The sequence below is a fragment of the Actinomadura mexicana genome (assembly GCF_900188105.1).
GTDB classification, from domain to species: domain Bacteria; phylum Actinomycetota; class Actinomycetes; order Streptosporangiales; family Streptosporangiaceae; genus Spirillospora; species Spirillospora mexicana.
Map to the genome: position 1 here is coordinate 83,902 of NZ_FZNP01000015.1, position 20,303 is coordinate 104,204.

A 20,303-nucleotide genomic window follows, 5' to 3' on the forward strand; every position below is an offset into this window, starting at 1 on the left:
GTCCGTCATTCGTCCGGGTAGCCGAGCTTGAGGTCGTGGTCGTCCAGCCCGCCGCCGGAGAGCGACAGACCGGTCGCGACCGGAGGATATCCGGACGCGATCACCGTGTACTGACCACCGGTGAGGTCGGTGAAGGCGTACTCGCCGTCCGGTCCGGTGATGACCATCGCGATGACGTTGCCGGCGGCGTCGACGAGCGTGACCCGCGCGTCCCCGACCGGCTCGCCCGACTCGTTGCGGACCGTTCCGCGGATCCGTGCGCCGGGCGGCATCTCCACGTCCAGCCGCGTCTGGCCGTTCCCCGTCACCTCTACCGGCATCGCGACCGGACGGTGCGCGGCGGCGCTGACGGCGAGCGTGTAGCCGCCGGACACGATGTCGTTGAACGTGTAGCGGCCGTCGGCGTCGCTGCGGCCGGTGCCGACGACGTCGCCGCGCACGTCGGTGACGACGACCATCGCGTTCACGATGGGGGTGCCGTCGGCGCTGCGGACCGTTCCGGCGAGGCCGCCGCTGCCGGCCAGCAGCAGGTCGAACTCGATCGGCCGGTCGCCGACGACGAGTGTCGCGGCCTGCGGCTCGTGCCCGCCGGTCGCGGCGATCAGCACGTAGCTGCCGGGGCCCGGCGTCGGCAGTGCGTACCGGCCGTCCTCGCGGGTGATGGCGCGGGCGAGCTGGTGGCCGTCCACGCCGATGAGGGTGAGGGCCGCGGACGGGACGGGTTCCCCGTCGCGCGTCCGCACGACGCCGCGCACGGGGACGCCGCCGGCGTGGGCGTTCTGCCCGTTCTGCTGGGCGAGGAGCTGCACCTGGGCGGCCAGGTCCGTGGCGGCCGGGGCCGCCGCCGCGTGTGCGGGCGCCTCCGGCGGGGCCGGGGGTGAGGCGACCGTGGCGTAGCGGCCGTCGTCCAGGTGGCCGTTGCCGCGCGCGTGCCTGCCGGCGCCGACCGCGCCGACCGCGCCCGTCCGCACCGCCGCGGACGGCGGGCGCACGACGCCGCTCTCGGCGGGGACGTCGGTCACGGGCGCCCCGGGCGGCGGCGCGTCCTTGCCGCGGTGCGCCGAGCCGCGCAGCGGGTGCTCCTTCAGCGCGAGAATCGCGAGGAAGCCCACCAGGGCGACGGGGATCCCGACGAGGAAGACCGTCTCCAGGGAGTTGGTGAAGGCGTCCTGGATGATGTGCCTGACCTGCGGAGGAAGCTTGCTGATCTCTTCCGGGGAGCCGAGGTTGGACGCACCGCCGCCGGCCGGCACGGGGATGCCCGCCGTGAGGAAGCCGCTGGTGATCTCGTCCGCGACCCGGTTGGTGAGGATCGCGCCGAACGCGGCCACGCCCATCGCGCCGCCGAGGTTGCGGAAGAACGAGACGCCGGACGTCGTCGAGGCGAGGTCGGCGGGCGCGGCGGCGTTCTGCGCGGCGAGGATGAGGATCTGCAGGCTGAGGCCCATCCCGACGCCGAGGACGGCCAGGTCTGCGCCGACGATGACCTTGGGAGAGTCGGTGTGCAGCATCGACAGCAAGTACAGCCCGCCGGCGACGCACAGCAGCCCGACCACCGGGAAGATCTTGTAGCGGCCCGTCCGGGTGACGACCTGGCCGGAGCCGGTGGAGGTGACGAGCATCCCGACGACCAGCGGCAGCGTCAGCAGGCCGGACGCCGTCGGGCTCATCCCCTTGACGATCTGCAGGTACTGCGGCATGTAGATCATCACGCCGAACATCGCCATGCCGACGCAGACGGAGACGAACGAGGTCAGCAGGAACGTGGGGTTGCGGAACAGCCGGGGAGGCAGGATCGGGTCGCGCGCGATGCGCTCGGCGACGATCGCCAGGACGAGCAGCAGGGCGGCGGCGCCGAGCAGGATGTAGGTCCACTGGGAGTTCCACTCGAACTCCGTCCCGCCCATGGACAGCACGAGCATCAGCACGGCGGCGCTGCCGGTGATGGTGAACGCGCCGAACACGTCGATGCGGGTGTCGCGGCGCACCTTCGGCAGCTTGAGGACCTTCTGGATGACGAAGAACGCGACGACCGCGAGCGGCACGCACACGTAGAAGCACCAGCGCCAGCCGAGGCTGTCGGCGTCCACGATGAACCCGCCGAGCAGCGGCCCGGCGACGGTCGAGACGCCGAACACCGCGCCCATGAACCCGGCGTAGCGGCCGCGCTGCCGGGGCTCGACGACGTCCCCGAGGATGACCTGGGCCAGAGCGGACAGGCCGCCGACGCCGAGGCCCTGGAACGCGCGGGCCGCGATGAGCTGGCCGATGTTCTGCGACAGCCCCGCGCCCACCGAGGCCACCACGAATATGATCAGGGCGGTCTGGAACATGAGCTTGCGGCCCGCGATGTCCGACAGCTTGCCCCACAGCGGCGTGGACGCGGTCATGGTCAGCAGCGACGCGCTCGCGACCCAGGACAGCTTGTCCTGGCCGCCGAGGTCGCCGACGATCGTCGGCAGCGCCGTGGCGACGACCGACGTCGAGATCATCGACGTCAGCATCGCCATCATCAGACCGGCGAGGATCTCCAGGATCTGTCGGTGCGTGTACTGCGGTCTCGCTTGCTCGGGCGCCGCCGGGCCGTGCGACGCCACGCTCGCCTGAGCCACATTGCCCCCACAACTCAGATGCATTACCTGTGTTTTGCACATATCTTATGTAGACGCATGTTTACTTGCAACTCGGCACATAATGGACACGGATTGTAACGACGACCGGGGGCGGGCGGAATGCAGGTCGAGGAGAAGGTCGAGGGCGCGGCGGCGCGGCGGCGCAAGCGCGACCGGAAGGCCACCCGGCGCCGCATCCTCGACGCCGCCCGCGACCTGTTCGGCGAGCACGGCTACGACGGCGTCACCGTCCGCATGATCGCCGCGCGCGCCGAGGCGAACACGGCGCTGGTGCACCGGTACTTCGGCTCCAAGGCCGCGCTGTTCGGCGAGGTGCTGGCCGGGGAGTCGGTGATCCGGGGCGTCATCGCGGGCGACCCCGAAGGGCTGCCGCGCCGGCTCGCCGAGCACTTCGTCCGGCAGGTCGACCAGCACTCGGTCACCGCCATGTCCCGGATGCTGGACCGGTCGGCGGGCCACCCCGAGGTCAAGGCGATCCTGCTCCGCTACCTGGAGGACGTGATCGTCCAGCCGATGGTGGCGCAGCTGGAGGGGCCCGACGCGCGGGCGCGGGCGCTGCTCGCGTCCACGATCATCATGGGCGGCGGGCCGGTGCGGCGCCTGGTCGGCCTCGGCGACCTGCGCGCCGCCGACCCCGCCGACCTCACCGACCGCCTCACCGCGATGTTCACCGCCGCCCTCGCCCCGCCCGTCCACCGCGAGGCGTAGCGTCCCGGGACCGCCTACACCGGTGGGAGCAGGCGGGATCGGCTCCAGGGCGGAGCGGCCGGTCGCGGGGCGCGCATAGGGTTCTGGTCATGGGGCGGGCGGGCGGGTTCAAGGCGCGGTGGGACAGGACGGGACGGCCCGCGCGCTGGGCGTCGGCGGCGGTCGCCGTGGCGCTGGCGGGCGGGGCCGCGGCCTGGGGCGCGGCGGCCGACGGCGAGCCCCGCGTCCAGACGTCCGAACAGCGCGTCGCCGTCGTCGACGGGCCGAAGGACGACCAGCGCGTCACGCTCGACACGACGTTCTACAAGCCGGTCGGGCGGGCCGAGGGCCCGGCGGTCCTGCTGGGGCACGGCTTCGGCGGCACCAAGGGGGACGTCGCGGGCGAGGCGCGCGGCCTCGCCCGCGCCGGGTACGCGGTGCTGGCCTGGTCGGCGCGCGGGTTCGGGCGCTCGACCGGCGAGATCGCCCTCAACTCGCCCGACTACGAGGTGAAGGACGCCCGGCAGTTGATCGACTGGCTGGCGCGGCGGCCGGAGGTCCGGCTCGACGGCCCCGGCGACCCGCGCGTCGGGATGGCGGGCCAGTCCTACGGCGGCGCGATCGCGCTGATGACCGCCGCGTACGACCGGCGGGTGGACGCCATCGCGCCGCAGATCACCTGGAACAGCCTCTCCGACGCGCTCTTCCCCGATGCCGCCTCCGGCGCGAAGCCGACGGACGGCGTGTTCAAGAAGCTGTGGGCGGGGCTGTTCTTCACGGGCAGCGCGGAACGGACGGCGTGCGGACGCTTCCTGCCCTCCGTGTGCGAGATGTACCAGGAGGTGGCGCAGAAGGGCCGGGCCACCGGATCGGCGATCGCGATGCTGCGGCGGTCGAGCCCCGCATCCGTCGCCGACCGGATCAGGGTGCCGACGCTGCTCGTCCAGGGGCAGTCCGACTCGCTGTTCCCGCTCGACCAGGCCGACGCCAACGCGCAGGCGATCGCGCGGAACGGCGCGCCGGTGTCGGTGGTGTGGTTCCAGGGCGGGCACGACGGCGGCGACCCGGAGACCGCGCGGGTCGAGGGGCTCGTGCGCGACTTCTTCGACGCCCGGCTCATGCGGTCGTCGGCGCCCTCCTCGGACGGGTTCACGGTGACGCGGGCGGGCGGGCTCGACTCCTCCACCCAGGCGGTCGTGGTCGACGAGGCGTCGACGAGGCGGTATCCGGGGCTCTCCGGTGATGCGGCGGGGCTGCCGCTGAGCGGGCGCGAGCAGACGATCTTCAATCCGGCGGGCGGGTCGCCCGCGTCGATCTCCGCTCTGCCGGGGCTGGGGGCGCTCGGATCCCTGGGCGGGTCGCTGGGAGGCTCCCTGGGCGGGCAGTTGCCTTCGGATATGCCAGGGCAGACCGCCAGGTTCGAGACACGTCCGCTGGACCGTCCGCTGCGGTTGACGGGCGCCGCGACCGTCCGGCTCAAGGTCAGCGGGGACGGGCCCCTGTTCGCGAAGCTCTACGACGTCTCGCCGGGCGGGGCGGCCGCTCCGGCACGGCGGCTCGCGGCGCCGTTCCGGGTGTCCGGCGGCGAGGTCACGGTGACGCTCCCGGCGATGGACTACCGCTTCGACCGCGGGCACCGGCTCCGCCTGGTCGTCGCCACCACCGACATGGGATTCGCGACGCCCGCCGAGCCGTCGTCGTACAAGGTGCAGGTGGTGTCGCCGCTGACCGTCCCGTCCGTCCCGTCGTTGAAGGCCGCACCGGCGCCTCTGCCCGTCTGGGTCTGGGCTCTGCCTGTCGCTGCCGTCGCGCTGGCGCTCGCCATCCTTCTCCCAGGACGCCGTAGGCGCGACATCGAAACGGACAGCGACGTGCCTCTGGAGATAACGGGGCTAACGAAGGCGTACAAGAACGGGCATCTCGCCGTCTCCGACCTGTCGTTCCGGGTGGAGAAGGGGCAAGTGCTAGGGCTCCTGGGTCCGAACGGCGCGGGGAAGACAACGACGCTGCGCATGCTGATGGGCCTGATCCACCCGGACTCCGGCTCGATCCGCATCTTCGGGCACCGCGTGTACCCGGGCGCGGCTGTGCTGTCCCGCCTGGGTTCCTTCGTGGAGGGGCCTGGGTTCCTGCCCCACCTCTCCGGTCGCGACAACCTGGACCTCTACTGGCGCGCCACCGGCCGTCCACTGGACGAGGCCCACCTGGACGAGGCGTTGCAGATAGCCGACCTCGGTTCAGCGCTTGACCGGGCCGTCCGCACGTACTCGCAGGGGATGCGGCAGCGTCTCGCCATAGCGCAGGCCATGCTCGGGCTGCCGGACCTCCTCGTCCTGGACGAGCCCACCAATGGCCTCGACCCGCCCCAGATCCGCGAGATGCGGGAGGTTCTCGTCCGGTACGCGGCGGCCGGGCGGACGGTCATCGTCTCCAGCCACCTGCTCGCCGAGGTCGAGCAGACCTGCACGCACGCCGTCGTCATGGCGGGCGGGCGGCGCGTCGCCGCCGGCCCGGTCGCCGAGATCACCGGGTCCGGCCGCCGCCTGGAGGACGCGTTCCTGGAGATCATCAGGGAGGGTTCATGACCGCCTACCACGTCCGGCGCACCCTTCCGCTGCGGGTCGAGGCCGTCCGGCAGTTCCGGCGCCGCCGCACGCTGGTCGCCTTCGCGTTCCTGCTCGTCCTTCCATGGGTGCTGGTCGGCGCGTTCAAGATCGGCGGGGATCCCGGCCCGGACGGCGTCCCCAGCCTGGTCGACGTCGCCACGTCCTCCGCCCTGAACTTCGCCCTCTTCGCCCTCTTCGTCTCGACCGGTTTCCTGCTGGTGGTCGCGGTCGCCCTGTTCTGTGGTGACACAGTGGCGAGCGAGGCGGGCTGGTCGTCCCTGCGCTACCTGCTCGCCGCGCCCGTGCCGCGCGCCCGGCTGCTGCGCCAGAAACTGATCGTCGCCCTCTCCTACGCGGTCGTCGCCGTCGTCAGCCTGCCGCTGATGGCGCTCGTCGCGGGGACGGCCGGGTTCGGCTGGGGCGACGTCGAACTCCCGACCGGAGGCACCGTCCCGGTCGGCACCGCGCTCGGCCGCATGGCGATCATCATCGGCTACTCCCTGGTCGCGCAGCTCGTCGTCGCCGCCCTGGCGTTCCTGCTCTCGGTGACGACCGACTCCCCCCTCGGCGCGGTCGGCGGCGCGGTGGGACTCGTCATCGTCAGCAACATCCTGGACGCCGTCACCGCGCTCGGATCCTGGCGCGACTTCCTCCCGACGCACTGGATGTACTCCTGGATGGACGCCCTGCAGCCCGAGATCCAGTGGGCTGGCATGGCCAAGGGCGCCGCCCTCTCCGTCTCCTACGCCGCCGTCCTGTTCGCCGTGGCCTTCCGCCGCTTCCGGTCGCGCGACATCGTCTCCTGATCCCGGACACGTTCCGCGGTCCCCCGGACGCGAACCGTCGATCACGGCTGCCCGAAAATCGGTCGAACGGGCAGTGTCGGTGACATAAGCTCAGCGAACCTCGTCCGGCCCGGCCGCGTCATACGAGGTAACGGCTCGATCCCCGGGTTTTAAAGGCAGCCCGGCAGGGGGAGATGATCACCATGGCACGGCAGCAGCTCATCAAGCGCCCCAGGCCCCCACGTCAACCGAGCCCATCCGACCTGCGGACCCCTTCGGGCCGCCTCCTGCCGTACTGACCCTCATCTGGAGAGCCGCGAAAGGAAGCCCTCCCTCCCGACGACGGCCCGCTCGATGCGGCCGTCCCCCACGACCCTGCCCTGCTCGTCGACGGCCTCGAAGGCGAAGGCCAGGCGCGTCCCGTCCACGTCGCGCAACTCCGCCGTGACGGTCACCCGTCCACCGGCGGGCGTGGCGACGCGATGACGCACCTCGGCTCGCGTCCCGACCGAGGTCTCGCCGTCCCCCAGGCAGGCCCGTACGGCCTCCACCGTGGCGGCCTCGGCGAGCGCGAGCAGCCTGGGCGTCGCCAGCACGGGCACGTCCCCACTCCCCACGTGGACGGCCGTGTCGGCCTCGGCGACAACGATCTCGACCTCGGCCCGCAACCCCGGCGTCAACTCCATGCGCCCATCCTGCCCGCCCGGGCGCGAGGCTCCACCCCGCGGCCACCTCGAACCCCTTGTTCCGGCCTTTTCGACAGCCAGGGTCTTAGGCTCCACCTCGCAGACATCCAGGCGTTATAACGCCATGTGGCACATCGCGAGGTTACCGACCGCCACGCCGCAACATACAACGTCACACCCGAGAGGCCATCTTCCCAGGTCATCGCTTTGACTCGCGTTCAGCGCCGCCTTTGGTCGAGCTACCGGCGAAGTGCCATATTGCTAACCGACCTATGTTTGCCTGCACAAAGCGGGTTGCATCGGGCACAATCGAACCGACGGCGGCTCCGAGGACGGCAGATGATGCTTCGACGGCCCTGGCCCACCGGCGGGAGGCGGCTCGTGTACCGCCTGCTCCTCGCCGTGGACCTGGAGAAGTACAGTCACCTGGACGCGCAGCGGCAACTCGCCGCCCAGAAGGACCTCCGCAGGTTGCTCAACAACTGCGCGCGGCGGTCCGGGCTGCGCACCAACGGCTGGTACCGCCAGCCGGGCGGGGACGGGGAACTCGTCGTCATGCCCGCCGGTGTCGACATCCCGCACGTCGTGGGCGCCTTCACCTGCGACCTCGAGGACGCGCTCGCCGAGCTCAACGAGCACCGGGCCACCCGCCTGCGCATGCGGCTCGCCTTCCACTACGGCACCATGATCGAAGGGCCGCTCGGCCCGGCGGGCGACGCCCCCGTCGTGGTCTCCCGATTACTGGACGCCCCGCCCCTGCGCGACCACCTCACCGAGCACCCGCACCGGGACCTCGCCCTGGTGGTGTCCGACACCCTGTACAAGGACGTCGTGGGGAGCGGCTTCTGCGCCCTGGACCCCACGGACTTCGTCAGGCTGGAAGTAGTGATCAAAGAGAAGCCGTACAGCGGCTACATCCACCACGACCGGCTCCCGCCGCGAGAGCGCCACCTCCCGGTGCCCGCCGCATGAGGATCTTCAGTCCGCCGCACCGCCGTACCGTCCGCGGAGGGAGCGCCGCAGGAGCTGCCACTGCACGCTCGAAATCGTCAGGACGGCGCTGAGGCGATCGGTGGAATCCCGCATCAGAACGGATTCCCCGTCAAAGGCGATCTCGACGCAGTTCCCCCCGCCGCTGCGACTGCTCTTTCTCCAGACCACCCGCGATCGTTTCGTCCGGTCCACACTGGCCCCTTCCAACCGCCGGCCTTCGCGACGCGGCCGTCAGAATTTCGGGGCACAACCTTGGAGGCGTCCTCGCAGGCCAATCAGGATGCGAACGGCGACCCTCAGTTCGGGCGAACGTCCTCAAGCCCGGCCATGCCCTTCGGCGCACGATCCCAGGCACACCACAGTCCTGTGTCGTGCTCTGTCAATGTGAGAGTGTAAGTGTTCACCGAAGATCAAGCCATAGGTGTGTCACTCACCCCGCGCCGGTGGCCGCGGCGAGACGCCTCAGAGCGATTCGGCGACCGTGTTGAGCAGCACTGCCGAGCCTTCCGGGCCGAGCGAAATACGGCGCAGCACCTCGAACTTCTCGCGATAGCGAACGATGTCCTCGCGATAGTCGCGACCGATCAGTTCACCCTGCGCGCCTTCCAGGTACAGCACGTCGTCGTCTTCGGCCTCGACGAACTCGAGGAGCTTGAACGGTCCGCTCAGCCCCGGATGGGCCCCCCGGTCGAGCGGAACGATCTCGATCGTCACGTTGGGGCGCTTCGTCATCTCCAGCAGGTGCGACAACTGGGCCCGCATCACCGCGGCGCCTCCGACCAGCCGCCGGATCGCCGCCTCGTCGATGACGAAATAGAACCGGGGAGGATCGTCGCCTTCGAAGATCTCCTGCCTTCGCAGCCGCACCTCGACCAGCTCGTTGATCTGCTCGGCGGTGACCTCGCCGCGCAGGTTCGTGAGGATCTCCTTGGCATAGGCGCTGGTCTGCAGCAGGCCCGGGACGAGCACGGGATCGAACTCGCGGCACACGCCGGCGGCCGACTCGAAGCCGATGAGCTCCGCCATCTGCGGGCTGAGGACCCTGCGATAAGCGCTCCACCAGGCCGTTTCCCGAGCCGCGCGCGCCAGCCCCAGGAATTCGTCGTATCGTTCTGACGGCACCCCGTACTGCTGCAACATGACGCGGACGTCGCTCACGGCGACCCTGACCATCCCGCCTTCGATGCGGATGATTTTCGACAGCGACCATTCGAGGGCCTTCGCCGCCTGCTCCTGCGTCAGCCCGGCGGCCTCGCGGGCCCTGCGGAGCTCTACCCGAAGGCGTCGCTGGTGAACAGTCGGACTGTCCGGCATGCCCCACACCTTCCACTTCTCTGCCAGAAAGCAGAGTGCAACCTTTCAAAGCGCCTAGGTCGCAAAGACTAGTGCACCACCAGCCGTATGGGGCCGGTTCGCCCGAGGATTTACCCAGCCTCGACACTCACTGTTCTCAGAAGAACACAAACCGCCACATGAGGCACACCCTGCCCACCTCGCCGACCGACCGCAATCCGGCCTGCGCACCGCGGTACCGGCACTTGCCCGAATAGCCACCGAACCGGTCATTGATCTCGGAGACCGGCCGGCCATGCCCCGATAAAAGGTCAGGGACGCCGCGCGCGGCCGCCATCCAGTAGCGACGCATTAAAGGACCACTGATGAGCACGCCAGCCGACGTTGACGCCTCGCGGCACCTGATTCCACCGCCGAACCGCGGCGGCAAGGCCGTCAACCGGAGCCAGATGGCGCAGTCGCACGACCGGCCCTTCCCCTACAAGACCCCAGAACTGAACGGAACGTCTCCCCGCATGATCGCCTGAGCCGCGGCGGCTCCAGCGCCGACATCATCTGCGGGGACCGCTGAGGGCACAGGCTCGATGACGGGACGCCCCGGACCTCGTCCGAGGCTTCTCATGCCTTTCGGGGCGAGCGGCCATTACGACGGAGGACGCCGCCCAGGGTGCCGTTGTTCCGCGCCTCGACAGCCTCCAGGAGCCGGTCGCCGTAAACGCAGAGGCTGGCTTCCCAGGGATGCCCGAACGTCCCGAACGAGAGATCCTGCGACAAGAAGATGTAGTAGTCGCCGTCAGGAAAGACGGGGATGGCCCAGGAGACGTCATTCTCCGGCTCAGTCATGCGATGCGGCCAGAACCGGTAGCAAGGATGCTGCCAGTCCAGGACGTAGAGCCACTCGTCCCCATCGACGCAGGTCTTGAAGGCATCATGGAGCAGGACATTGACGTCCGCGGGCTCTACGGCGAACAGCCAGTTCATCGCCGAGAGTGCGGGACGTTCCCGAGCAAGATCCCACGTCACCGACGGCTGGGGCTCCAGAATGCCTGGCCACCGGTCGGGGCGGACGGAGGCACGAAACGACGTCAAGTTCATGAAGGAGTCCCAGACCCGGGTCTCATCCGAGTCGGAGAGCCTGGCCCAAGCTGCCGAGCCGTCCGTCACTGTCCCTCCCACGGGTCTGGCCAGAGATCCTCAGCGAGGATGCCGCTCAACTCCGTGAGGACGTCCTGCCAGCCCGGCATGCGCGCGTAGGGAGGGGCTGCGGGGTCGAAAAGGACGTGGGCGCCCATCGAGCGGAGGGCATCCACGTTCCGGCCGAATGCCACATGGCCGGCCAGTTCGGCCTTGACCTGCGGGACCGCCAGCGTCGGCACGCCCATGCCGAGGTGCTCGCAGAGCATGCCGACGGCGACCGTGTCCGTGATGCCCAGCGCCCATTTGTTGATCGTGTTGAACGTCGCCGGGGCCACCACGATCGCGTCGGCGGGAGGCAGTCCGTTCGACGTCTCGTGCGGCTGCCGGAAGTCGGTCCGCACCGGGCCGCCGGTCAGGCCCGCGAGCCGGTCCATGTCCAGGAACTTGGCCCCCATGGGAGTCGCGATCACCCGGACATGCCAGCCCGCCTCCTGCGCCAACTGTACGAGGGTCTCCAGATCGGACGCCGCAGGCGCCCCACATGCGATCGCGTAGAGCACTTTCGCCGAGGTCATGCCTCACCAACCGAGGGCTCCGGCCGAGGGAGGCCAGTGCCGCCCAGCCGATGAGGGACATCGGGGACCGTGGGCGAGTCACCAGCAGTACGGAGAAGCCGCGGCCGGGGCGCGAGGGGTTGCCGAGTCATCCGGCGACCACGCGCTCGCGGCCGGCATGGATGTCGCCGGCCCCCGGCGAAACGCTCGCCTTCACCGCCGGCCCTGGACCCGGTCCGAACTCCTCCTGTGCATCCACATCAGCAAACTACTTGAGGTAGCAAACTGCCGAATGCAGGACGGCCACGCGACGACGGAACCACATCCTGGTGGTGCCTGAGTTTCGCTGTGCCCTGGCCGGTAACCGGCGGCTGGGCGCTTCTATGGAGCAGAGAAGGGTGTTCAGACCGGGCCGTACGGCCCGGTCTGAACACCCTCGTGTTCCTGCCCTCAGGCAAGCGGCAGGGCGATCGCGACCGCGATCACGGCCACGACGTTGTGAACGGTGTGCACCAGGCTCGCGTCGAGCAACCCGTGCGCAGACCTGAGGTTCGGTGCGGTGGACTCGGAGCGACGAACGCCGCGCAAGTACACCCAGGTGAGGACGCCTCCGGTGAGGGAGAGCGCGAGTGCGGCGGCCACCGGGACACCAGCGGCCAGGTGCATGAATCCGAAGGCGAGTGCCCCGCGGATCCGCGCCCCGGCCGTCTGGTGCTCCGCGCCGTTGCGGAACAGGATTTCCTCCATCATCGCGAGAATCGGAAGCGCGGCGACGAACGCCAGGATCATGGCGACACTGACCGCGATTCCCACGACGGCGGTGCCGCGCGTCAGCCCGAACGAGAGGTTGCCGACTCCGCCGATGGACTGCCACCAACTCCAGGTGAGGAAGTCCCATCCGGGTGCCTTGAAGACGACCACGCCGGCGACCGTCACGCCGAACGCTGCGATCCCGGCAACCATGTGGCGCGGGTGCAGTTTCTTGAGCATTCGGTACGCCAACCGGTAGTCGATCCTACGGGAGGCGTACACGGCCGCGATCACCATCAGGACGGCGATGACCAGAGTAATGATCTTCATTCGGTGTCTCTCCTTTGCAGTGACGCCCTAGGCGTGCTTCAAGGAGAACCGTCCGGGAATGCTTGTCGCCGGCCACTGGCTGTCGCCCATCGGAGCTTCGCCGAGCGCCGGATCCAGAGAATCGAAATCTCCGAATCCGACTTGACCACCGCCCTGAAATGGGCCTATCAGTTCTCACCCCGAAAAACTCGACGTCATGGACGCCCGTGCCTCCCCCGACCCCCCACGAGCCGTCCCGCACCTGCGAGAGGTGCTCGGTGGGCAATTCGATACACGCCAGAACTGGCCCTCTACCTCTCAGGCTCGCCATCGCCCTGGTGGACGCAAGCGAGCCCGAATGGCGGCCAGCACCGCGCGGCACGTACTCGCCCTCTCGCTCCGCTTCCCGAGTGACCGCACAGGTTCCGCCATGCGGAGCAAGCGGGTCACATACTCGGCGTCCTAAGTCCCGAATGCCCTGCCCAATGGACCGAGCCCCTGTCCGCCGTCCAGGTCGCTCGGCCGGGGCTAAGCAGCAGGTGGGCTTATGCCGCACCTGTACAGGTGTTGCTGGTGATAGTGCCGCCCCAGAGGCAATTGGACGAAGTCCTCTGTGAGCCGTGGCGGTCGAGCTGGAGTGTGGTCGGAGCGTTACCCCGAGATTCGCACCGCCGGCAGAGGCCGCATTGTCAGCGTCGGCGCTCGATGAAAGGGGCGCCGGCAAGGGAACTGGGCAGGCCGGTCGCCCAGATCGAGCGCGTTCCCGGCACTCGGGCCAGGTCACGGATCCAGACGGCGGTGCCGGGGCGCCCCTCGCCGCTCTCGGCGGTCCAAGCCCCGCCGCTGTAGTGCAGGTAGCTCTTGTCGTCGTCGACCGTGCTCACCGAGACCCACGCGCCCTGGCCGCCGTCGTCGGCGAGCGCGGGGAAGTGGTAGGCGTACGGGGTTGCGGGAATCGTCGTCGACGTCCAGGTCTTCCCGTCCCAGTGCATGAGCTCGGGAGTCGCAAAGCTGGTGCTGGCACGGTAGGCCCAGACGCTCGTGGCCGAGACCGGCGCGATCTTCGCGATGTAGGTCTTCTCTTCGGACGGGTACCGGATCGTGCTCCACTTGGTGCCGTTCCAATGCAGCATGGCCTCAGTCGGGCCGGCTCCCGGGATGTCGCAGGTGCAGGCGATCCAGATGTCCTTCGCCGACCGGACGGCGACGGTGGAAGCACTGACCATCCGCACCGGAGTCTTCCGGCGCACCCATCGTCCGTCTTGGAAGCGCAGGGCGACGGCCTTCTTCGCCTTCGAGTCGTACCCGAGTGACCAGGCCGGTCCGCCGGGCGCCGCCGAGACGATCTGCAGATACGTGGGCAGAGGAGACGGCATGGTGGGCTGGACCCCGGCCGGGTAACCGACCCTGCGCCAAGCGATGCCGTTCCAATGCAGTGCCGGCGAGCCGTCCTCGTTCAGGTAGATGCCCCAGGCGTTCCGCGGTCCGGCGGCGGCGAGGTCGACGACCTGGCCCGTGCCCGGCGGCAGCACCTGACGCTGCCACTGCCGACCATTCCAGGCCAGCATGACGGGCTTCCCACTCGACGTCGCGTCCTCGATCCCGGCTGCCCACGCGGCCCGCGGTCCTGCCGCCGCTATCTCGGTCACCACCCCGAGACCGTCGAAGGGCGGCGTGGGCACCTTTTCCCATTCCGGGGGTGCCGCGTTGGCGGCGGACGGCGTGAGCAGCAGACCGGAGAGGGCGGCGGCCCAAGCGGTGACGCGGAGAACTCGATGTCCTGCCATGAAGACTCCCGGGGGCGGTCTGGGGGCATCCTTGGAACGATCTTGCCGCCATTTGCTGGCAAGCTACTGGGGAACTACCTATCCCCGAGATCGACGCCTCAAACAGACGGCTACGTTCATATGAACGCCACGTTGATCGTGTGGGCACCCGGACGCGCCGGCCCGCAGCAGCCCGTTGGACGTACTGCAGGAGCCCGCGCCGACCAAGCAGCCGCCCGCAACCGCATCCAGCAGGCAAGAGCCATCCGCAGGCAGCTCACCGAGCGTGACGGGAAGCGGAAGGCAAGCTAGCCCGGACTACCCGGGGTCGAGGAGTTCCATCACAGGGTCCGGCTTGCGCGGCCAGATGGCATGCCGGGCGTGCTCCGAAGCCGTCCCGCCGAGCAGCACCAGACCGCCAAGCCCCAAAATGACCAGACCATGCGGGACGCGGCATGAGCGCCCCGGAGATGCCCGAGAGTTAAGCGGCCCCTCAAAGCTGAGGGGCCGCTTTGGCCAGGGTGCAGGCACCCGCTGTCAACGGGAACCGGCAATGGTTATGACCACGCCGTTGGCGACCATTGCGACGGCGCCGAGGACGATGTTCATCGAGTTGAGGCCATTGCCGTCGTTGGCGACAACGCTTGCGATGCCGGAAACGAGGCACAACAGCCCGAGGAAGAGGCCGACGACGCCACCCCTCAGGGCAAGCTGCCGGTCAGTGACAGAGCTCATGAGGACTCTCCTTTGTACGCGATCGACCGCGTTATCCACTTCCACCGTCCGGGAGCATGCTCATGCGTCAACGCGATGGCCCGGGTTGAGCCGGGTGTCATCAGCGGAGAGTGGAGGCGTGCCTCTGAGGGGGCGGGGCGGGGTTGGGTCCGTCCACCGCAGTACGAGACCGTGGACGGCCACCGCCTCGCCCCACCGTGGACGGCCCGCCCGTACCTCACCGCCCCACCCAAGGCAGGCCCCGCGCAAAGGTCCGCCGCACAGTGCCGGGCAGCGGCTTTCAGGTCGGGCGACGCTCGAGACGAAGTACCGCCTGCGTTATGGACACGCTGCAGGACTGAGCGTTCAGCAGGCGTAGCGCGGCCTACGCGAACTGACAGCCTCGAATATCCTTGAATTGGTTCGGCCGCACTCGGGCCCGCTCGTACATCGCAGGCCGTCGCTTCCCCGAATCGGTCCCTGCGGCGGCGAGGACTCCCACGTCACTGATCGACGCTTACCGTCGCTGGCGCCCTCGGCCGTCGATCCGAATACCAGTGGAGTCTCTGTCGCTCATTAAGCAAGGGCCCCCATGCTGCTACTCGGCGGGGCTACGCCTACGGGGCGGGAGGGGCCGGTGCCGCCTATGCCGCAGTAGCCGTTGGGACCTTGTGGAGGTTCTGCTGGTGGTAGCCGTCAGTGCACAAGAGCCGGGTCTGGCGGCGGGGCCGGGTCATACGGCTACTACCTTGATGGCCTTTCCGCACAGGGTCGTCATGTCGTCCTCGTCGGAGGTCAGCAGGACGACGGGTTTGGGAGCCCGGAGCGCAGTCGAAGCGACGACCGCGTCGATCGCGTATTTATGCCCGGGAAGGCGGTGAGCACGAAGGAGGTCGACGGCCGCCAGGCTGATCTCTTCGGTGACCGGTTCGATGCGGAGCCTGGACAGGTACCAACGGAGCCTCTCCGACTTGGTCCGGACGTCCTGGACTTCGATCGGAGTGAGCGCGCTGATCACCACGCGGAAGTCGTTGTCCTGGGCTTCGCGGACCAGAGCGGTGACGCGTTGATCGGCCCCGCACCACTTGACCAGGCCCTCGCAGTCGAGGACGAGCGTCCCCGCACTCAGCCTGCTTCGTGTCCGGCCCACTCGGCGCCCTCCTGCAACTCGGGTGCCGCCTTGACCGCACGGAAGAGATCTGCGGCCTCGTCGCGAAGCGCCTGCGGGATCGGCCCCGAGGCGTTCTCATTAGCCTGTAGTGCCTCTTCGAGCAGGTCCCGCTCTATCTGACGCTCGACGGCGGCGTCGACGTAGGCGGAGAAGCCGCGGGTTCCCACCCGTTCGCGGACGGCACGGATGTTTCCTGCTCTCAGTGAGACGCTCGCCTTCACCGCCGGGCCTTCACCCAGCCCGAACTCCTTCTCCTCCGCAGCCATGCCCACAGTTTACTACCTCAAGTAGCAAAACTCGTTGCCGCTACTCGGCGGGGGCGACGCCTACGGGGCAGGAGAGGCCCGTGCCGCCTATGCCGCAGTAGCCGTTGGGGACCTTGTAGAGGTACTGCTGGTGGCAGTACTTCGTCCTAGGCCATAGAACGGAGCCCGCAACCGCATCCAGACTTCTGGCTTGCAGTCGGCTGATTCGGCCGCACGGTCGTGCTTGTAGTAAGCGGTTCAAACTAGAAGCCATAAGGAGGAGACTCGTGACTACGAGCTTCTGCAAGGTAAGTGCGTCTGCTGTGCTGTCCCCGGTGGTGGAGACTCCGGCGAAGGCGGCTCGGCTGCTCACAGAGGCCGTGGCCGACTGGGACCTGCCGGTCGCGATCAAGGAGAAGGCGCCCGCGATCATCTCGTTCGTCATGGCCCACGCGGTGACCTGGGCGTCCAACCAGCCGGAGCCTTCCACGATCCCGGTGGAGTTCCACCTCATGGAAGGACCGATTTGCCCCCGTCGCTGGCTGGTGATCAAGGTGATCGGCGTGAAGCTGGACCCGAAGACCCTCGACAAGTGCATCTGAGGGGAGTCGGGCGACTTCAACGGTGAGGCGGGTTCCACCCCGGACGGCCCCTACTTCACCATCACGGATGTCGGACGATTCTGATCGACGTCCGCGCTGGCCGAACCGACGTCGACCACGGGCTTGACTGACGCCTCAGTGGGCACGTGATCTGACTGTTCACGCACTGGCCTCCATACCCCGTTCATACCGTGGGTGGAGGCCAGTTCTGTCTCGGGTTGTCATCCTTCGAGGCCAGGCCCGCACTCCGCCGCAGGCCGGTTCCGTACCCGCGCGGGGACCCGCGCGGGGCCTCGCGACGGGCCATTGCGGGCAGGCAGGTGCTGCCCGTCCGCCGGTCAAGGCTACGAGGCCCCACCCCCGCGCAAGTCCGGAACCGTCCAGCTTCGATCTGCGGCGTGACCGATGCTTGAGGTCCGAACTCGTCGCAAGTGGGGGCGGGGCCGGGTGTGGGGTTGGGCCCGTCCACCGCAGGGCGGGACCGTGGACGGCCCGCACGTACCGCACCGCCCAAGCCGAGGAAGGCCCCGCCCAAAGGCTCGCCGCCCAGGCGCCGGGCAGCCGCTTCCAGGCCGGGCGACGCTTCAGACGGAATTGCCGACGCGGCGCCGGCTGACTCCCTTCGGTCGCCCCTTTGGGGTGGCCTTTCGGCCATCGACCGGCCCCGACCCCGTCAGCGCGAAAGGGAAGCCGCGGCCCTCGACTCGTCGCAGGAGATCAAGGGAAGGCCCCGCCTCTCTGCCATGGGGGCAAGGCAGAGAGGCGGGGCGGCGGACGACAGCAGCAGTCTTACTCCCCGGTCCAAGACCGCACGTCACCGCCAGGAATGAGGGACGACTCCTGAGCCCGCCCCATAAAGTCGTCCCTCTTGTGGCCCTGTTGGGTGTGCTTGATTAGCGCTGAGACGCGGGAACGAACTTGGAGAGAGGCCACGGCCAGGCCGCCGGGTTCCGAAGTGCTTCCCGCAGTTCGTCAGGGGTGGTCGCTTCCACCAGCCGCGCACCATCTTGCGAGGGGGCCAGCGCCCACCACGTTCCCGTTGCGCGTCCGTACCAGGTGACCGCACCGGCCGACGCGTGGCTACCCGTCGGCTTGCGCGGCGAGCTGGCCCTTCACTGTTACCACCGCGTCAGGAATGTGCGCGTCATCGGCCGGAGCGATCGCGCCACCACCAGCGAAGACGAACCACAACTCACCCCCACAGATCGCCCGCCGATCACAACGCACCCCGACCGGCGGCCCACACGCGGCCGGAACCGCCAGGAGCGGAAGAGCCTCCGCGATCTCCACTGCGTACCCGTGCGCCCGAGCGCCTGCGCCAGCGCCCACACCCGCAGACGCCGCGCCTCCGTCACCTCCGAAGCTTCCGTTGCCATGGAAGCCGTCCCTTCGTCGAGGCGCAGGACGGGGGTTGACCGTTGGCGCCTGCCGCCTCTTCCATGGCTAGAGCCTGTCTTTCGGGCTGTCTCCTCAGAGGCGCCTACCAGGGGGCCGGAGAGGGGCCAGACTGAGGAGCGAGGGAGGGGCCAGCGTGATCAACGAAAAGCGGCAACGGTTCGGTCTGTATCTCGCGGGGTTGCGACGAGACGCGCGCAAGAGCCAGCGCCAGTTAGCGGAATCGTTGTGCCGCATCTCAGGAACGGCCTCCGTGACGCGCCACGAGATCAGCCGATGGGAACGAGGCGAGAGAATCCCCGATGTCTGGATTTCTGCCCTCTCCGAGGCCCTAGACGTCCCCCTTCAGACGCTTGAACGGGCAGCCGCCCATGCGCGCGGCGAGGACTTCTCGCCCGAAGCGCCCAGCCCAGCGGAAGCGCTCTCCTATTTCCTGCCCGAAGACGTCGAACTCGGACCAGTGGCGAGCAGCACAGGCCGTCGAGTCGGGACGTCCACGGCGGAGGCGCTTGCCGACCGGGCGCACGGCCTGCGGCTCGGGGACGACGTCATCGCCAGCCGCGATCTACTTGCGCCAGCCTTCAGAGAGTTGGACGGCGCAGTCCAGCTCTATCGGGAGACGACGCATTCCGAGCAGACCGGCCGCTCACTCCTCGGCAGCATCGGCGAGATAGCCCAGATCACCGGATGGATCGCCAGCGACGCAGGCCAGCACGACCAGGCGGCACGCGCATACCGGCTCGGAATTTCGGCAGCCAGGGAGGCCGGAGACCTCGCACTCGTCGGACACCTCGCGGGGAGTCTGGCCTACCAGCTCACCAACACCGGCCACGAAGAGGACGGGCTGAGTCTTGCCCGCGCCGCACTGGAAGAGGCCGGACCGGACGCACCACCCAAGGCCCGCGCGCTCTACCTCGACCGGGTCGCATGGGCGAACACCAAGGCGGGCAACGCCCAACCAGCCATGCGCGCACTTGCCCAAGCCCACGAGGCCATGGACGAGGAGGGCTCGCGTGAGGCCCCGGATTGGGCCTACTGGGTGTCGCCCGAGGAACTCGACGTGATGGACGCCCGCGTCTACACCGAACTCCACAAACCCCTACGGGCCGTCCCGCTTCTGCAAGAGGTGCTCAGCCGGTACGACTCGACACGCACGCGCGAGCTTGCTCTGTACCTCTCTTGGCTCGCGGTCGCCCTGGCGGACGCCAACGAGCCCGAAGAGGCAGCCAGCACCGCGCGACACATGCTCGACCTCTCGGCACGCTTCCCCAGCGACCGGACTGCGAAGCGCGGTCGCGTCGTCCTCTCCAAGCTGGAGCCCTACCGGGACGTCCCCGAAGTGCGCGAGGTACTCGACACCTACGCCGCATGACCGCTGGCGCAGCAGGTCAGGCGTTACTCGGCAGGAGCAACGCCCACGGGGCAGGAGAGGCCAGTTCCGCCGATTCCGCAGTAGCCGCCCGGGTTCTTATTGGCTGAGAGGTACTGCTGGTGGTCGCCGTAGGTGCGGCAGATGTGCACGTTCACCAACCAGGGGGCAAGTCGATGGGGCGCCGGGTCCACCACCATCGGATCTCTCGCCTCTCGGCCAGTGGCTGCCAGGACTGTGACAGCTCTGCCCCGCCGTCCTCCCACGTGACGGCTCGGTATCGCGCGTCCAGTTGCTCCACGCAGCGGCCGATCTTGGTACTCAAGGCTGAGGGCATGGCTTCGAGGAAGTCCTCGATGCCATCTCGGAAGGTGAGGACGTTCAGGTATCCACCCACCATGTAGTAGTCCTGACCGGCCCAGCCATCTTCCATGCGGGCGATCAAGATCTCCCACATGCGCAGGCAAGCGAGCACGCCGTACGCAGGCTCCGTCGCCTGGAAAATCCGTTCACCGTTCTCACGTGCCAGAGTCTGCAGATCGAGAAGCGCGATCGCCTGCTTGTCTTCGGGGTCCAGTGACCGGATCAGCCGGTCCGTTCCTTCCACG

At 69.0% G+C, this 20,303-nt stretch carries 19 protein-coding genes and 2 pseudogenes; 7 read left to right on the top strand and 14 right to left on the bottom strand.

The genetic code is table 11. The features are described 5' to 3' along the window. Window positions 1–5: 5 nt before the first annotated feature. Window positions 6–2,612: an MFS transporter gene (locus CHC11_RS43715; RefSeq protein ID WP_179279099.1), complete on the bottom strand. Its 2,607-nt coding sequence runs from the start codon at window positions 2,610–2,612 to the stop codon at window positions 6–8. Window positions 2,613–2,732: 120 nt separating this feature from the next. On the opposite strand from CHC11_RS43715, the gene CHC11_RS31355 reads away from it, so the two are divergent. From CHC11_RS31355 to CHC11_RS31365, 3 genes are all read left to right on the top strand, one after another. After that, window positions 2,733–3,341 (top strand): TetR/AcrR family transcriptional regulator, encoded by a 609-nt coding sequence (locus CHC11_RS31355; protein ID WP_089315468.1) that lies wholly within the window; start codon window positions 2,733–2,735, stop codon window positions 3,339–3,341. 89 nt (window positions 3,342–3,430) lie between these two features. Next, entirely contained in the window at window positions 3,431–5,905 is a 2,475-nt protein-coding gene (locus tag CHC11_RS31360; RefSeq protein ID WP_089315469.1) for an alpha/beta fold hydrolase, read from the top strand. Next, window positions 5,902–6,732 carry an ABC transporter permease gene (locus CHC11_RS31365; protein ID WP_089315470.1) on the top strand — a complete coding sequence of 277 codons (831 nt, stop codon included), beginning with the start codon at window positions 5,902–5,904 and terminating at the stop codon, window positions 6,730–6,732. Before CHC11_RS31360 ends, CHC11_RS31365 begins: the two co-directional genes overlap by 4 nt. A gap of 281 nt (window positions 6,733–7,013) precedes the next feature. Here the strand turns inward: CHC11_RS31365 and CHC11_RS31370 are convergent, their stop codons facing one another. Further along, window positions 7,014–7,397, bottom strand: coding sequence for a thioesterase family protein (locus tag CHC11_RS31370; RefSeq protein ID WP_089315471.1), 384 nt, complete (start codon window positions 7,395–7,397; stop codon window positions 7,014–7,016). 339 nt (window positions 7,398–7,736) lie between these two features. Here CHC11_RS31370 and CHC11_RS31375 point away from each other — a divergent pair, with 339 nt between their 5' ends. After that, window positions 7,737–8,369, top strand: a complete 633-nt coding sequence (locus CHC11_RS31375; protein WP_143227397.1) for a nucleotidyl cyclase domain-containing protein — start codon at window positions 7,737–7,739, stop codon at window positions 8,367–8,369. Between the two features lie 6 nt (window positions 8,370–8,375). Here the strand turns inward: CHC11_RS31375 and CHC11_RS43985 are convergent, their stop codons facing one another. Together CHC11_RS43985 and CHC11_RS31385 are read right to left on the bottom strand one after the other, a co-directional pair. Then, the gene (locus tag CHC11_RS43985) at window positions 8,376–8,582 is read right to left on the bottom strand and encodes a DUF397 domain-containing protein (RefSeq protein WP_089315473.1); all 207 of its coding nucleotides are present in this window, start codon (window positions 8,580–8,582) and stop codon (window positions 8,376–8,378) included. A gap of 270 nt (window positions 8,583–8,852) precedes the next feature. After that, the gene (locus CHC11_RS31385) at window positions 8,853–9,704 is read right to left on the bottom strand and encodes a helix-turn-helix domain-containing protein (RefSeq protein ID WP_089315474.1); all 852 of its coding nucleotides are present in this window, start codon (window positions 9,702–9,704) and stop codon (window positions 8,853–8,855) included. Between the two features lie 344 nt (window positions 9,705–10,048). Here CHC11_RS31385 and CHC11_RS41720 point away from each other — a divergent pair, with 344 nt between their 5' ends. After that, window positions 10,049–10,210, top strand: coding sequence for a hypothetical protein (locus CHC11_RS41720; RefSeq protein WP_179279100.1), 162 nt, complete (start codon window positions 10,049–10,051; stop codon window positions 10,208–10,210). Between the two features lie 91 nt (window positions 10,211–10,301). On the opposite strand, the gene CHC11_RS31390 is transcribed toward CHC11_RS41720, so the two are convergent. From CHC11_RS31390 to CHC11_RS42990, 8 genes and pseudogenes are all read right to left on the bottom strand, one after another. Then, window positions 10,302–10,859, bottom strand: coding sequence for a DUF2716 domain-containing protein (locus CHC11_RS31390; RefSeq protein WP_342750021.1), 558 nt, complete (start codon window positions 10,857–10,859; stop codon window positions 10,302–10,304). Further along, the gene (locus CHC11_RS31395) at window positions 10,844–11,395 is read right to left on the bottom strand and encodes a flavoprotein (RefSeq protein ID WP_089315476.1); all 552 of its coding nucleotides are present in this window, start codon (window positions 11,393–11,395) and stop codon (window positions 10,844–10,846) included. Before CHC11_RS31395 ends, CHC11_RS31390 begins: the two co-directional genes overlap by 16 nt. A gap of 429 nt (window positions 11,396–11,824) precedes the next feature. Next, window positions 11,825–12,421 (bottom strand): hypothetical protein, encoded by a 597-nt coding sequence (locus CHC11_RS31400; protein WP_143227398.1) that lies wholly within the window; start codon window positions 12,419–12,421, stop codon window positions 11,825–11,827. Window positions 12,422–13,122: 701 nt separating this feature from the next. After that, entirely contained in the window at window positions 13,123–14,220 is a 1,098-nt protein-coding gene (locus tag CHC11_RS31405; RefSeq protein WP_143227399.1) for a hypothetical protein, read from the bottom strand. A 516-nt stretch (window positions 14,221–14,736) separates the two neighbouring features. Next, window positions 14,737–14,934 carry a hypothetical protein gene (locus tag CHC11_RS31410; protein WP_089315479.1) on the bottom strand — a complete coding sequence of 66 codons (198 nt, stop codon included), beginning with the start codon at window positions 14,932–14,934 and terminating at the stop codon, window positions 14,737–14,739. A gap of 712 nt (window positions 14,935–15,646) precedes the next feature. After that, entirely contained in the window at window positions 15,647–16,063 is a 417-nt protein-coding gene (locus CHC11_RS31415) for a PIN domain-containing protein (RefSeq protein ID WP_089315480.1), read from the bottom strand. After that, window positions 16,039–16,350: a hypothetical protein gene (locus CHC11_RS31420; protein WP_143227400.1), complete on the bottom strand. Its 312-nt coding sequence runs from the start codon at window positions 16,348–16,350 to the stop codon at window positions 16,039–16,041. Before CHC11_RS31420 ends, CHC11_RS31415 begins: the two co-directional genes overlap by 25 nt. A gap of 40 nt (window positions 16,351–16,390) precedes the next feature. Next, window positions 16,391–16,483 (bottom strand): annotated as a pseudogene (locus tag CHC11_RS42990) (peptide-methionine (S)-S-oxide reductase MsrA); the annotation flags it as partial. Window positions 16,484–16,616: 133 nt separating this feature from the next. On the opposite strand from CHC11_RS42990, the gene CHC11_RS31430 reads away from it, so the two are divergent. Together CHC11_RS31430 and CHC11_RS31440 are read left to right on the top strand one after the other, a co-directional pair. After that, entirely contained in the window at window positions 16,617–16,931 is a 315-nt protein-coding gene (locus CHC11_RS31430; protein ID WP_179279093.1) for a hypothetical protein, read from the top strand. Between the two features lie 1,531 nt (window positions 16,932–18,462). Then, on the top strand, window positions 18,463–19,698 hold the full coding sequence (locus CHC11_RS31440; protein WP_245919994.1) for a helix-turn-helix domain-containing protein: 1,236 nt from the start codon (window positions 18,463–18,465) through the stop codon (window positions 19,696–19,698). Window positions 19,699–19,721: 23 nt separating this feature from the next. On the opposite strand, the pseudogene CHC11_RS42995 reads toward CHC11_RS31440, so the two are convergent. After that, window positions 19,722–19,820: pseudogene (locus CHC11_RS42995) on the bottom strand (peptide-methionine (S)-S-oxide reductase MsrA); the annotation flags it as partial. A 29-nt stretch (window positions 19,821–19,849) separates the two neighbouring features. Next, entirely contained in the window at window positions 19,850–20,302 is a 453-nt protein-coding gene (locus CHC11_RS31445) for a hypothetical protein (protein ID WP_089315484.1), read from the bottom strand. Window position 20,303: the final 1 nt, after the last annotated feature.

Bases quoted from the DNA above. Each gene is read 5' to 3' on its own strand.
- CHC11_RS31395 (WP_089315476.1), bottom strand. From the start codon at position 11,395: ATGACCTCGGCGAAAGTGCTCTACGCGATCGCATGTGGGGCGCCTGCG.
- CHC11_RS31420 (WP_143227400.1), bottom strand. From the start codon at position 16,350: ATGGCTGCGGAGGAGAAGGAGTTCGGGCTGGGTGAAGGCCCGGCGGTG.
- CHC11_RS31400 (WP_143227398.1), bottom strand. From the start codon at position 12,421: ATGGTGATCGCGGCCGTGTACGCCTCCCGTAGGATCGACTACCGGTTG.
- CHC11_RS31360 (WP_089315469.1), top strand. From the start codon at position 3,431: ATGGGGCGGGCGGGCGGGTTCAAGGCGCGGTGGGACAGGACGGGACGG.
- CHC11_RS31370 (WP_089315471.1), bottom strand. From the start codon at position 7,397: ATGGAGTTGACGCCGGGGTTGCGGGCCGAGGTCGAGATCGTTGTCGCC.
- CHC11_RS31365 (WP_089315470.1), top strand. From the start codon at position 5,902: ATGACCGCCTACCACGTCCGGCGCACCCTTCCGCTGCGGGTCGAGGCC.
- CHC11_RS31405 (WP_143227399.1), bottom strand. From the start codon at position 14,220: ATGGCAGGACATCGAGTTCTCCGCGTCACCGCTTGGGCCGCCGCCCTC.
- CHC11_RS31355 (WP_089315468.1), top strand. From the start codon at position 2,733: ATGCAGGTCGAGGAGAAGGTCGAGGGCGCGGCGGCGCGGCGGCGCAAG.
- CHC11_RS31375 (WP_143227397.1), top strand. From the start codon at position 7,737: ATGATGCTTCGACGGCCCTGGCCCACCGGCGGGAGGCGGCTCGTGTAC.
- CHC11_RS41720 (WP_179279100.1), top strand. From the start codon at position 10,049: ATGAGCACGCCAGCCGACGTTGACGCCTCGCGGCACCTGATTCCACCG.
- CHC11_RS31410 (WP_089315479.1), bottom strand. From the start codon at position 14,934: ATGAGCTCTGTCACTGACCGGCAGCTTGCCCTGAGGGGTGGCGTCGTC.
- CHC11_RS31385 (WP_089315474.1), bottom strand. From the start codon at position 9,704: ATGCCGGACAGTCCGACTGTTCACCAGCGACGCCTTCGGGTAGAGCTC.